This is a genomic window from Bacillus sp. CCNWLW194, from assembly GCF_037120585.1.
Taxonomy (GTDB): Bacteria; Bacillota; Bacilli; order Bacillales; family Bacillaceae_G; genus Bacillus_A; species Bacillus_A basilensis.
In genome coordinates this window covers 32,276-44,639 of sequence record NZ_JBBBBL010000021.1, presented here as the reverse complement: position 1 = coordinate 44,639, position 12,364 = coordinate 32,276, and the positions used below count along the sequence as shown (strand labels likewise).

Below are 12,364 nucleotides of genomic sequence, written 5' to 3'. Positions count from 1 at the left end.
TCGCATTACTACATAAAGAAAAATAACTTAAAAACATTTAAAATTTATGAGGAGATGAGAAAACTATGTTAAAAGGAAAAGTAGCATTAGTTACAGGGGCAAGCCGAGGAATTGGACGTGCTATCGCAAAACGTTTAGCAAACGAAGGTGCATTAGTTGCTGTTCATTATGGTAATCGAAAAGAAGATGCTGAAGAAACTGTTTATGAAATTCAATCAAATGGTGGATCAGCTTTTTCTATCTGCGCAAATCTTGAATCTTTACATGGAGTAGAGACCCTTTATAGTTCTTTGGATAACGAATTACAAAAAAGAGCTGGTGGTACTAAATTTGATATTTTAATAAACAACGCTGGAATTGGTCCTGGTGCTTTTATTGAAGAAACGACTGAACAATTTTTTGATAGAATGGTTTCAGTAAATGCAAAAGCACCATTTTTTATCATTCAACAAGCTCTATCTCGTTTACGTAACAATAGCCGAATTATTAATATTTCATCCGCTGCAACTCGTATTTCTTTACCTGATTTCATTGCATATAGTATGACGAAAGGCGCTATTAATACAATGACTTTCACACTAGCAAAACAGCTCGGAGCACGTGGAATTACAGTGAATGCAATACTTCCTGGATTTATTAAAACAGATATGAATGCAGAACTCTTGAACGATCCAATGATGAAACAGTATGCTACGACTATTTCTGCCTTCAATCGCTTAGGTGAAGTAGAAGACATTGCCGATACTGTTGCATTTCTTGCTTCTCCAGACAGCCGCTGGGTTACTGGACAATTAATTGATGTGAGCGGTGGATCTTGTTTATAAAAAACATATATTTTCAAATCTTTTTTATTGCGCAATAAAATAAATTGTATAATACTATATAAAACATATATATTTAGGAGGATTACAGTAATGTCCGAAAAAACATACGAACTCGCAACCTTCGCAGGTGGTTGCTTTTGGTGCATGGTAAAACCATTTGATGAACTTCCTGGTATTCATAAAGTACTTTCTGGCTATTCAGGTGGTCATGTAGAAAACCCAACATATGAACAAGTAAAGGCTGGAACATCTGGGCATTTAGAAGTTGTACAAATTACATTCGATCCTTCTATTTTTCCGTATGAAAAATTACTAGATTTATATTGGCCACAAATCGATCCAACTGATGATGGCGGACAATTTTTTGACCGTGGTCCATCTTATCGCACTGCTATTTTTTATCATAATGAAACGCAAAAAGAGCTTGCTGAAAAATCAAAACAAGCTCTTGCTGAAAGCGGTACGTTTAAAGATCCAATCGTAACTGAAATTCGCCCGGCTGCACCTTTTTATGAAGCCGAAGAATACCATCAACATTTCTATAAAAAGAACCCTGAAAAATATGCTATCGAGCAAAAAGAATCTGGCCGTGCAGACTTTATAAAAGAAAATTGGCAAAAAAAATAATAAAAACGCATCGTGCTCTCTTTTCAAAGTGCGATGCGTTTTTACCTTTGAAAAAAGTACCATACAATGATAAAAAACACAGCTGTTAATGTCCAAAGTATTATCTCGTTTTTCACTCTACTCTTTTTCTGATTCACTTCATCCCCTCCTAGTAACAATTAAACATAGTCAAGACTTCTTTTGTTTAATTGTCCACGTAATAAAAGTAAATAAATCCTTACATATTCTTATAATAAGGCCACCTATTATTCCGATTACACTTGAAATTAATAACATCTGTCCAAAATTAAGAGAAGTTGTATATGTTATGTAGAGAACGATACATATAAGTGAAAGATCCGGTAAAAAAAGTAAAAACTTTTCAAACATTTCTTCAGCTCTCCTATGCTTTATTTATATGTTCTACTGTAACTTTGAAATAAAGTTTGTTCAAAAATTCCATTTAGACCCTTATTTTACGAAAAATAATAAGAATCCCTTTTCAAAAGAGATTCTTATTCAGCAGATTTAAGTTTAATTATTTTCTACATATCCTATTCCATAACTACTCCTAAAATAGTTTAATATTACTAATAATTTATTGTAAATTGACTATTTGCCAGGCAATCGAATGTTGTGCCAGCTACCTACATCGCATTGGCCAAATTCATTATTCCCTGCCGCGACCACCGTGCCGTCTGATTTAAGTCCGACCGTATGCGCACAACCAGCCGCTATCGCTACAATATCTCGCCAATCACTTACATTACATTGACCATACTCATTCCAGCCCACTGCCACCACGGTACCGTTTGATTTAAGTCCGATTGTATGATTCGTACCAGCTGCTATCCCTACAATACCTCGCCAGCCACTTACGTCACACTGGTTATGTTTACCATTCCCCACTGCCGTCACTGTGCCGTCCACTTTCAGGCCAACAGTATGAAGATACCCAGTCGCTACCGCTACAATATCTCGCCAGCTGCTTACATCACATTGTCCATATCGATTATTCCCCACCGCCGTCACTGTGCCGCCCACTTTAAGACCGACTGTATGCCAGTCACCCGCCGCCGTAGCCACAATATCTCGCCAGCTGCTTACATTGCATTCTCCTTCTTTATTTCGCCCCACTGCAACTACCGTGCCATCCGGTTTAAGGCCAATGGTACGACGCCACCCTGCCGCTATCGCTACAATATTATGCCAGTCGTTCACATCGCATTGATCATGCTTATTCCATCCCACCGCTTCCACAGTATTATCACATTTCAGAGCGATTGTATGAGCATTTCCTGTGTTTGTCGCCATATGAACATTGCCCGCTCCGACGGCTTCAATACCGCACCAGCTACTTACATTGCATTCTCCTTCTTTATTTCGCCCCACTGCAACTACCGTGCCATCCGATTTAAGCGCAACGGTATGACCACGCCCCGCTGCTATCGTATGTTTAGGCCACCTTTTCACTTTTAACACCTCTTCTTTCGGTGAAATGTAAGTCATGTTTTACCTCCTTTCATATAAGCAACTATATCTAATTAGATTTTTTTATTAAATTTCATTATGCAGCCTATTATTACTTCTTCAAAAAATAAAACCTCCAGTTTAAGCACTAGAGGTCTTTCATTTTATTTCTTTAATCTCTCAATAAAATCCTGTAATTTATCAAGTGATTTCATATTCTGATTGCAAGCTACACCATCTTTACAAATATAGTTTCCCTTTCTAACGAAAGTTCCTGGTACATCACCTTTAATTTCAACTAAAAACATTCCTACTTCTTCATGCCCATGACATAATGAACAAATACTTTTTTTATTTAAACTTTGAAATGTTCCTTGCAGACCAACAAACTTATTTTTATCATTTTTCGTTATAATAAATTTCCTGCTTGATCCTTTATCAATCCAGCTTAAATAAGATAATTCTTTCATATCCAGTGTTTCCATGTCAGGAAGTTTTAACTTTTTTGCTTTAGGAAATAGTTTTTTTAATGTTTGTGCTGTAACTTCCTGAAACGGGATGACATACGGATTTATTTTCATTAAAAACGATTCTGCATCTTCTCTATTTTGAACTGTTAATACCGTATCGATTAACTCTTTCTGTTCATCCGTTAAATTCTCAAATACATGTATTATCTTTTCAATCGCAAGTGATTTTAACGCCTGAATTACACCTCTATCATTTGCCGTTGCATGCCCATTTGCTAAAATATAAGCTTGTGACTTTATAAAATTGTATTGATCACTTCTAATAAAAGCTTCCATCTTTATCACTCCATACAAATTGTTGATCTAGTCTTATTGTATACAATGATTCAGCTTTTTGATATGTAAAAGATAACTTAGAAATGAACATTACATACTCTGACTATGTTCTACCGAGGTATTTCCTGACAAAAGAAACCATCGTCTGTTTTCCATTCAGCATATAATACATCCTCAAATTTAGTAATCCCTTTTTGCTTTATTTGTTTATAAAGCCATCCTTCATCAAAACCAGCTTCCCTCAAATTATCTTTCACTACTTTTCCATCACTAATTAATGAAATTGGTAAGTATACAGGCTTATGTTTTAAACTTAAATCATTTATAGTAGGAGATTCATATTTGCTCTTTTTCAGAACACTTATGTTTCCATTAGGTTCCAAAATCATATATTCAACTTCTCGAATTGAAAATATGTCTTTCTGTTGCCTAAGCATTTGTTGTAATTGATTAATATCCAAATGATTCGATTTTAATTGTTCTCTGTCAATATGCCCATTACGAATGATAATAGAAGGGTATCCTTCAAAGAACTTTCTTGTCCTTCTAAATTTTTGTGTTATCACTTCTATTGCGTAAATTAATATTACCCATACAAAAACAGCGTATAAAATAGACCATACTCTCACCTCAGGATCATATACAGTGTTTCCAACTAATTCTCCGATTACAATGGCAGAAATAAAATCAAAAGGGGTTAGCTGCGATATTTGTGTTTTCCCTAATATTTTAGTAGCAATTAATAAAACAAAAAAACCAACAAAAAGTTCTATCGTTATTTGTCCAAGATGATTCATATGTGTTCACCTTTCTGTAATATGAAATATAACGTTTTTATTCCTATTCACATTTCTATACGATACAATTGCGATTCATTTTTTCTATTATGATGCCCATTCACACCCTATATATCCAATACACACAAAGCAAAAAAAGTCTAGTTCAAAATAATCTTTGAACTAGACTCTTTTATTTTTATTTAGAATACACAATCTTTTTAATCGTTTCTCCGGAAAGAAAATACTCTTCTGCAAGTTGATGAATAGCAATTCCGCTTTTAAACGCTTCTTTAATAGCTTTGTTTCTTTCATCTAACTGTTTTCTTCCTCCAGATCGTGTACCCCATTTATAATGTTTCGTTTCTTGTTTTGGAATATAAATGGTTTCACCTTGTATATACTTTTGAATTTCAGTAATTAAACTTTCTGGTAAAACCGTCGCAGCTTTTACGTATTTCATTTCTGCTCGCCCCTTATTTTTTATGGTTCATTTCAATAAGGTGCAAAGCCAAATATAAAAAATGATACGAGCTCATTTAGGCGATTGTATATTACTTGTCTACCTCACGCAAAGTATCGCCATTTCCATACTTGGCTTTGCATGAGACGCTGCAGTGTCCGGCAATTGAATTATAATCGCCATGTAAACACCTCCTAATATACCTTTTGCATTTTATTATATGATAAATTCCTTTCCCTTGCATCCACATCCTTTTTTAAAGCATGAAATTACTTAGTTTGGTATAATACTTTTTAGTCCAATCAAAAACTATAGTGAGGTTGCGTTATGAAGAAGAAAATAATCATTACAATCGTTACAATATTCATTATTACTGTAGCATTATTCGGAACATATAAATTGATGAATGCAAGAAGCTTTCAATTATTTGGAGATTTAACAAATCGCGTAGAAACAAATGAAAAGGTGATTGCTTTAACTTTTGATGATGGTCCTACTAACAATGTAAAACAAATATTACCGCTACTAGATAAATACAATGCAAAAGCTACTTTCTTTTTAATCGGAAATGAATTAGAGAAAAACCTATCGTTAGGAAAAGCTATCGTACAATCTAGGCACCAAGTTGGAAACCATACATATTCTCATAATAGAATGGTTTTCAAAACACCTTCTTTTATTAAAGATGAAATAGAAAAAACGAATTCATTAATCCGCCAAACAGGATTTACAGGCGAAATTGATTTTAGGCCACCTAATGGAAAAAAATTAATTGGACTACCATATTATTTAAATAAAAATAATATCGAAACGATTACATGGGATCTTGAGCCTGATACTTTTTATAAATCTGCGGCAGATAAAATTGACTACGTTAATAAAAATGTAAAACCAGGTTCTATCATTTTACTGCACTCTATGTATGATGAGTCTAATGAAAGTTTACAGACCATTGAAGGTATTTTAGACTCTTTATCTAAGAAGGGCTATCAGTTCGTAACAGTAAACGAACTACAAAAAAGAGCAAAATAAAAAGGTAGCGTATCATAAAACGATACGCTACCTTTCTTTTTAAATAATGCCAAGTACATTTAAGAATACGATAATAATCGCAATTGGTGCGATAAAGCGAAGTAAGAATAACCATAATACGAATAATTTATAGCCCTTATTTTTACTTACACCAAGTTCTTTCATTAATACATCTTTCTTCATTTTTAAAGGAACAAAGATGGAAACTAATAAAACACCAAGTGGCATTAGTACGTTACTAACTGCATAATCCGCTAAATCAAAGACTGTCTTTCCGAAAATCTTCAGATCACTTAATATACCAAATGACAATGCTGATGGTACTCCAACAACGAAGATTAATAATCCTACGATTAAAGCCATTTTTTCACGTTTTCCTTTACCTTTTGCAGTTAAAGATGCAACGCTAATTTCTAACATCGAAATTGCCGATGTAATAGTAGCAAAGAAGAATAGTAATAAGAAAACGATGAAGAATAATTTTCCAAATGCCATTTTACTGAAAATAGCTGGCAGTACGATAAATAATAGCCCCGGTCCTTGAGATGGTTCCATTCCAAATGCGAACACTACTGGGAAAATTGCAAGTCCTGCAAGTAATGTAATCACAAGCGTTAAAGCTACGATAGAAAATGCTGAACGCGGTAAGCTTTCTTCCTTCGGTAAGTATGAACTATACGTTACCATTACTGCTACTCCGACTGATAATGAGAAGAACGATTGACCCATCGCATATAAAATAACTTCTGATGTTACATGTGAGAAATCAGGTTGTAAGAAGAAACGAACTCCTTCTCCAGCACCATCTAACGTAAGGGCACGAACGATTAATACAAAGAATAAAACGAATAGTGCTGGCATGAAATATTTATTTACTTTTTCAACACCATTTTGTACACCTTTACTTACGATAAAAATAGTAATAAGGATGAATAATAGCTGTGATCCAACTGCTAAATACGGATTGGAAATGATTTCACCAAACGTAGCTTCGTATGCGCCATTTCCTTCCCATAGTCTACCTGTAATTGCATTCCATAAGTATAATAAAATCCATCCCCCTACAACGCTGTAGAAAGAAAGTAATATGAAACAAGTTACAATCCCCAATTTCCCTAACCATGGCCATAGTGTTTTTGGTGCGATTTCTCTATACGCATCAACAGCCTCTTTTTGTGTACTTCTTCCGATAACGAATTCAGCTAATAATAGCGGTAAACCAATTAATAATGTGAAACCGATGAAAATAAGGAAGAACGCGCCGCCCCCTCCAATTCCGGCCATATACGGGAACTTCCAAATCGCTCCTAGGCCAATCGCTGAACCTGCTGCAGCTAATACGAAACCTAATTTTGATGTCCATTGCTGTGAATTCATTTGTTAATCTCCTCTCTGTCTCTTTTTCTTTGTTTCAGTTCAGTATTTATATTGTTCTATCAATACTCTTTTCTAATACGTTCACTTCCTCCCTAATAATAAAAAAACGCCCCTACGCACATACGTAGGGACGACAAAAATATCGCGGTACCACCCTAGTTATGAAGATATACCAAAGTTAGGACCTAAATAAAAAACGTCCCTACGCACATACGTAGGGACGATAAAATATCGCGGTACCACCCTAGTTATGAAGCCACACCAAAGTAAGACCTAAATAAAAAACGTCCCTACGTAAATACGTAGGGACGATAAATATCGCGGTACCACCCTAGTTGTGAAACAATCTTCACCACTTTATTTGATAACGGTATAAACTACCGTCTTTCATTTCCTCACAATGTGAGATTTATGAAAGATGCTCCAGGACGAACTTCATGAATAATCTATATACTGATTCACACCAACCATCAGCTCTCTGAAATAGGGAGATATTCACTACTATACCCTTTCATTGCCCAAATATTATTTTCCGAATTGATTACTATCATTTTTATCATACATTAAAAATAGTGTCAACTTATATTTTGAATTTTTATGTATTATATTCTATTTAAAAATTTAAAATGTAAGTGTTATTTTAGAAAATAAGTAGATTAGTGTATAAAGAATTCAAGAAGGCATGAGAAAAAATTGCACATTATTGATACTTATTCCCAAAGAAAAATCATCTGAAAACATAAAATACCCCTATTTGTTATTAGCTTTTAAGAGCTTGATGGATACCAAGAAAATTTCGTATCACTATCCAATGGTTTATTCTTCGTTTCTCTTTCAATTACATTAAACCATTCATTTAGAATTCGAGTTTTTGGTAATTGAGCAGCAAGATTATCTTCCCAAATTATATGTGAGAACCAGGCTTTCGTTTCCCATTCAAACTGTAATTGTGCGAACGAGATTATAGGGTGGTCAGCTTCACGAAATTGCTGATTTACTGCATTTGAGACTTCTGGAGCTTGAGGTAACAACTCGTTCTGAATTCTATTTTTCATCACCTCATCTTCTAACTGATCCCAGAAATACAATTGCCCATTTATTTGATAAAAAATATCAAATGAAGCCTCACCTTTCTTCAAGTTCAGTAATACGAAGGCACGTTCCACATCATTGTCAGCTGCCTTTACAGCATTGATAATTATATTTTGTGCCAGCGATACCCAATAACTAGTCGCTTCTTCTACCGTAGATTCAACATACAATTCTTCATTTAATTCATGTAAAGTGGCTTCTTGCTCATTTACTTTTTCAACTTTTTTGAAAAACCTATTAAAAAAGCCCATAACTTCCTCCTTATTTCTATTTTCTATTTAACAAAATAGAAAATAGATTTTTCTTGCTCATCGACATTTACTTCCGGAGCGAATATATGAACTTGTTGCAACACTTCTTCTATTAGCAACTCTAACTCCTGCACACTATTTTCCGGATTCCCTATTAACGTTTCCGCCATACGCTCATAGAAATTCTCAGGTTTAATCGTCATTAGTTCCACATTATTAGGCATCCATTTAAATGCTGGATGATGTACATACATTTTATTCAAACCAAATAAAACACCGAATACATTCCTTTGCACTTCACAAATAACATCATAAAGCATAAGCCAGTCTTTTCGTTTTAAAAGAGCCTTTCGATTATGCCAGCGATTGCTTAACCAAAGATTTTCTGAAATCATCCGTTTCGCTAGATTTTCTGGATATGCTATCACTCTATCTTTTAATTCATTCACTTTCTCTTCTCCATACAAACTAACACCATCATGAACAGATGATACGATACATTGTTTTTCATAACTTATATCATATTGATCCACCACATCCGAAATAACTTTCTCTACTGTTTTTGTTAAAAAGTTACTAATCTCTAATTTAATTCCTTCTTTCGTCAAATAGGTTTCTGACCATTCTTCTTCCTCGTAAGGATGATATGATAAAATCGTTCCACCAATATGATTTATAGGCCCTTTTCGATCCTCATCCTCTAGTGGTGCTGACCATAAAATATGCAACTCAATATCTGAATGTTCATCTTCTAGCTTTCTAGCTACTGAACCCGCTAAAATAATAGCCTCCACCTTCGGATTTCCCCTATAAATCTCCGAAATTTCTATTGCTTTCTCTTTTAATCCCACTTCATTTCCCCCTAAAATTGCAATACATCATTACTTTTTCATTTATCTATTTCGATATAACCTTTTCAAATTCCTACTAAATCATATTTCTACCCAATAACGCTGAACAATTTCACCTGTATAAGAAGAAACCACTTCATTTTCTAACACACCGCCAACCTTTTGAATCGTTTTTGCCGATGCGATATTAACTTTATCGCAAGTTATTAACACTCTCTGCAACCCTAACTTTTGCGCTTCATCTAATGCGAGTTTCAATTGTTTTGTCGCGTAACCTTGGCGACGTTTATTCGGATGGACACTATATCCAATATGACCACTTTCCCGCAATAATTCTTCGTTTAATCGATGTCTAATATTTACAAAACCTATAAGTTCTCCTTTTTCAAAACTTAAAAACTGACTAGATGGTACTCGATTAGCGAGTAAATTTTCTCCTATTTCTTGTTTATTCACTTTTTCAAACCATTCATCGAGAAAATCATAATTTTGTAAAGAACTACTGCCGTGTGGTTGTTCATCAGTATGTAAAAATGCATCCCGGTATTCTATAATTTGTTCACTAAATTCATGTATTGGTTTTAATAGTTTCATTGTCATCCTCCCCCTCTTTACAACCTAAAACAAACACCTTAATCGTAACAATTTCACGATTAAGGTGTTTCTATCAGTTTCATTCAAATAATCCCATACTCAAATAACGTTCCCCTGTATCAGGTGCAATACATAAAACTTTTTTACCTGCGCCTAAGCGTTTTGCTATCATAATTGCTGCGTAAACAGAAGCTCCAGAAGACGGCCCAACTAATAACCCCTCTTGTCTAGCTAAGTTTCTCATTGTCGTTAAAGCCTCTTCGTCTGCAATTTGAATAATTTCGTTATACACTTCGGTATTTAAGTTTTTTGGGATAAACCCTGGACTTGTTCCTACTAGTTTATGAGGACCTGGGACACCGCCTGATAAAACGGGAGATCCTTTCGGTTCTACTACTGCAATATATAAGTTTGATAGTTTTTCTTTTAACGTTTCCCCAGTCCCTGTAATAGTTCCACCAGTTCCTGCCGTTGCTACAAACGCATCAAGCTCTCCATCCATTTGTTCATAAATTTCAAGTGCAGTTGTATAACGGTGAATATTTGGATTCGCCGGGTTTTCAAATTGTTGTGGAATAAAACTATTCGGTATCTGCTTTTGTAATTCCAACGCCTTCGCAATTGCTCCTGGCATTCTTTGTTCTGCTGGTGTTAAAACTACTTCTGCTCCGTATGCTTTTAATAAATTTATACGCTCTTTTGACATATTATCTGGCATTATTAAAATCGCTTTATATCCTTTTGCGGCTGCATTCATCGCTAAGCCTATTCCTGTATTTCCACTTGTCGGTTCAATAATTGTATCTCCTGGTTTGATGAGACCATTCTCTTCAGCGACGTGAAGTAAATTATAGGCGGCACGATCTTTCACACTGCGTGATGGATTAAACATTTCCAGTTTTACATACACATCTGCTGCGTCTTCTGGAATAAATTTAGATAATCGGACGACAGGCGTATTTCCTATTAGTTCTGTAACATTTTCACATAATTTCATAGTGCATCCCCTATTCTATCGTTTTCTTATCACTTGGCAGTAACCAAGAAGTAAGTCCAATTAATGGTAGACAACTACATAGTAACATAATGAATTGTAGACTATATATGTCAGCCAATTTCCCAAGAACTACAGATCCTAAAGCTCCGAGTCCAAACGCAAGCCCTACAATTAATCCAGATACCATTCCTACTTTTCCAGGTACAAGTTCTTGCGCATATACAACAATTACACTAAAACTACTTGAACTAATAAAACCGATACATAGAAATAACGGTACGACCCACGCGAGCGAAACGTGAGGTAGTAAAAGTGCAAGTGGCGCCGAACCTAGCATTGAAAATACAATAATTGTTTTCTTTCCAAATCGATCTGCTAACGGTCCACCAAAGAAAGTTCCTAATACACCGGCAATCATAAATGCGAATACGAAATACTGGGCATTTTTTATAGATAAACCGTAATGCTCAATTAAGTAAAATTGATAAAAATTCCCGATACCAGCACCATACCAAGAGCGTACAAAAGTAAGGAAAACAAGAAGTAAAATAACAAATTTAATATGTGTACTTACAATCGCATTTTCCGCCTCAAGCGCAGCCCTCTTTTTTCTTCTCACAGCGCCAGTCGCTAATTCATTCCTATACCAATTTGATACGAAAATTAATAATACAATCCCTACCGCTGCAAAGGCTGTAAAACCTAAAGAACCAATTTGGCCGAGCGGGACAAAAATTAACGCTGTAAAAATTGGAGCTAGGGAGTTTCCTGTATTTCCTCCCACTTGATAAATTGCTTGCGCTAAACCACGTTTTGCACCGGCTGCCATATAAGCAACTCGGGCGCCTTCTGGATGAAAGACTGCGGAACCCAATCCGATAAATAAAACAGAAATAATAACAATAATAAAATTCGGTGCAAACGCGAGTCCAATCATCCCAAGCATACTTGAAAACATACCGAGCGGTAATAAAAATGGTGACGGTTTCTTATCCGAATACATACCAAAAACCGGTTGCATAATCGATGATGTCATATTTAACGCAAACGCAATCCACCCTACTTGCATATAGGATAAATTCATCGTTTTTTCCAAAATAGGAAACAACGCGGGCACAACTGCTTGCATCGAATCATTTAAAAAATGACCGAAACTAATCGCAAATAGTATTCGGTATATTGTCGGTGTTTCTACTGTGTTTTTTTGCGAAACTGCCTGCATATA

14 protein-coding genes and 1 other annotated feature are annotated in these 12,364 nt (G+C 35.1%); of the genes, 3 read left to right on the top strand and 11 right to left on the bottom strand.

Annotated elements, in window-relative coordinates; genetic code table 11:
• Nucleotides 1–65 precede the first annotated feature (65 nt).
• Both V7S50_RS29755 and msrA read left to right on the top strand, forming a co-directional pair.
• A complete protein-coding gene (locus V7S50_RS29755; RefSeq protein ID WP_242251422.1) occupies nt 66–824 on the top strand; it encodes an SDR family oxidoreductase in 759 nt (252 codons plus the stop codon).
• A 90-nt stretch (nt 825–914) separates the two neighbouring features.
• A complete protein-coding gene (gene msrA / locus V7S50_RS29750) occupies nt 915–1,451 on the top strand; it encodes a peptide-methionine (S)-S-oxide reductase MsrA (RefSeq protein ID WP_242251420.1) in 537 nt (178 codons plus the stop codon).
• A gap of 168 nt (nt 1,452–1,619) precedes the next feature.
• Here the strand turns inward: msrA and V7S50_RS29745 are convergent, their stop codons facing one another.
• The 5 genes from V7S50_RS29745 to V7S50_RS29725 all read right to left on the bottom strand — a co-directional run bounded on the left by V7S50_RS29745 (nt 1,620) and on the right by V7S50_RS29725 (nt 4,945).
• Nucleotides 1,620–1,820, bottom strand: a complete 201-nt coding sequence (locus V7S50_RS29745; protein ID WP_242251419.1) for a hypothetical protein — start codon at nt 1,818–1,820, stop codon at nt 1,620–1,622.
• A gap of 222 nt (nt 1,821–2,042) precedes the next feature.
• Nucleotides 2,043–2,939, bottom strand: a complete 897-nt coding sequence (locus V7S50_RS29740) for an RCC1 domain-containing protein (protein ID WP_242251418.1) — start codon at nt 2,937–2,939, stop codon at nt 2,043–2,045.
• Between the two features lie 125 nt (nt 2,940–3,064).
• Complete coding sequence (locus tag V7S50_RS29735; protein WP_242251416.1) at nt 3,065–3,706, bottom strand: FusB/FusC family EF-G-binding protein; 642 nt, start codon at nt 3,704–3,706, stop codon at nt 3,065–3,067.
• 110 nt (nt 3,707–3,816) lie between these two features.
• Nucleotides 3,817–4,503, bottom strand: a complete 687-nt coding sequence (locus tag V7S50_RS29730; protein ID WP_063222666.1) for a DUF421 domain-containing protein — start codon at nt 4,501–4,503, stop codon at nt 3,817–3,819.
• A gap of 178 nt (nt 4,504–4,681) precedes the next feature.
• Nucleotides 4,682–4,945: a CD3324 family protein gene (locus tag V7S50_RS29725; protein WP_000878308.1), complete on the bottom strand. Its 264-nt coding sequence runs from the start codon at nt 4,943–4,945 to the stop codon at nt 4,682–4,684.
• 327 nt (nt 4,946–5,272) lie between these two features.
• Here V7S50_RS29725 and V7S50_RS29720 point away from each other — a divergent pair, with 327 nt between their 5' ends.
• Nucleotides 5,273–5,977: a polysaccharide deacetylase family protein gene (locus V7S50_RS29720; RefSeq protein WP_242251415.1), complete on the top strand. Its 705-nt coding sequence runs from the start codon at nt 5,273–5,275 to the stop codon at nt 5,975–5,977.
• A gap of 39 nt (nt 5,978–6,016) precedes the next feature.
• Here V7S50_RS29720 and V7S50_RS29715 read toward each other — a convergent pair whose 3' ends face one another.
• The 6 genes from V7S50_RS29715 to V7S50_RS29690 all read right to left on the bottom strand — a co-directional run bounded on the left by V7S50_RS29715 (nt 6,017) and on the right by V7S50_RS29690 (nt 12,361).
• On the bottom strand, nt 6,017–7,354 hold the full coding sequence (locus V7S50_RS29715; protein ID WP_001088183.1) for a sodium-dependent transporter: 1,338 nt from the start codon (nt 7,352–7,354) through the stop codon (nt 6,017–6,019).
• Nucleotides 7,355–7,655: 301 nt separating this feature from the next.
• Nucleotides 7,656–7,878: a binding site (T-box leader), on the bottom strand.
• 243 nt (nt 7,879–8,121) lie between these two features.
• Entirely contained in the window at nt 8,122–8,697 is a 576-nt protein-coding gene (locus V7S50_RS29710; RefSeq protein ID WP_242251413.1) for a hypothetical protein, read from the bottom strand.
• 23 nt (nt 8,698–8,720) lie between these two features.
• The gene (locus V7S50_RS29705; RefSeq protein ID WP_242251411.1) at nt 8,721–9,548 is read right to left on the bottom strand and encodes a DUF4037 domain-containing protein; all 828 of its coding nucleotides are present in this window, start codon (nt 9,546–9,548) and stop codon (nt 8,721–8,723) included.
• 81 nt (nt 9,549–9,629) lie between these two features.
• Nucleotides 9,630–10,142 carry a GNAT family N-acetyltransferase gene (locus V7S50_RS29700; RefSeq protein WP_242251410.1) on the bottom strand — a complete coding sequence of 171 codons (513 nt, stop codon included), beginning with the start codon at nt 10,140–10,142 and terminating at the stop codon, nt 9,630–9,632.
• A 79-nt stretch (nt 10,143–10,221) separates the two neighbouring features.
• On the bottom strand, nt 10,222–11,139 hold the full coding sequence (gene cysK / locus V7S50_RS29695; protein ID WP_063222661.1) for a cysteine synthase A: 918 nt from the start codon (nt 11,137–11,139) through the stop codon (nt 10,222–10,224).
• A 10-nt stretch (nt 11,140–11,149) separates the two neighbouring features.
• Nucleotides 11,150–12,361: an MFS transporter gene (locus tag V7S50_RS29690; protein ID WP_001149421.1), complete on the bottom strand. Its 1,212-nt coding sequence runs from the start codon at nt 12,359–12,361 to the stop codon at nt 11,150–11,152.
• Between the last annotated feature and the right edge of the window lie 3 nt (nt 12,362–12,364).

Bases quoted from the DNA above. Each gene is read 5' to 3' on its own strand.
- V7S50_RS29755 (WP_242251422.1), top strand. From the start codon at position 66: ATGTTAAAAGGAAAAGTAGCATTAGTTACAGGGGCAAGCCGAGGAATT.
- msrA (WP_242251420.1), top strand. From the start codon at position 915: ATGTCCGAAAAAACATACGAACTCGCAACCTTCGCAGGTGGTTGCTTT.
- V7S50_RS29745 (WP_242251419.1), bottom strand. From the start codon at position 1,820: ATGTTTGAAAAGTTTTTACTTTTTTTACCGGATCTTTCACTTATATGT.
- V7S50_RS29740 (WP_242251418.1), bottom strand. From the start codon at position 2,939: ATGACTTACATTTCACCGAAAGAAGAGGTGTTAAAAGTGAAAAGGTGG.
- V7S50_RS29735 (WP_242251416.1), bottom strand. From the start codon at position 3,706: ATGGAAGCTTTTATTAGAAGTGATCAATACAATTTTATAAAGTCACAA.
- V7S50_RS29730 (WP_063222666.1), bottom strand. From the start codon at position 4,503: ATGAATCATCTTGGACAAATAACGATAGAACTTTTTGTTGGTTTTTTT.
- V7S50_RS29725 (WP_000878308.1), bottom strand. From the start codon at position 4,945: ATGAAATACGTAAAAGCTGCGACGGTTTTACCAGAAAGTTTAATTACT.
- V7S50_RS29720 (WP_242251415.1), top strand. From the start codon at position 5,273: ATGAAGAAGAAAATAATCATTACAATCGTTACAATATTCATTATTACT.
- V7S50_RS29715 (WP_001088183.1), bottom strand. From the start codon at position 7,354: ATGAATTCACAGCAATGGACATCAAAATTAGGTTTCGTATTAGCTGCA.
- V7S50_RS29710 (WP_242251413.1), bottom strand. From the start codon at position 8,697: ATGGGCTTTTTTAATAGGTTTTTCAAAAAAGTTGAAAAAGTAAATGAG.
- V7S50_RS29700 (WP_242251410.1), bottom strand. From the start codon at position 10,142: ATGAAACTATTAAAACCAATACATGAATTTAGTGAACAAATTATAGAA.
- cysK (WP_063222661.1), bottom strand. From the start codon at position 11,139: ATGAAATTATGTGAAAATGTTACAGAACTAATAGGAAATACGCCTGTC.
- V7S50_RS29690 (WP_001149421.1), bottom strand. From the start codon at position 12,361: ATGCAGGCAGTTTCGCAAAAAAACACAGTAGAAACACCGACAATATAC.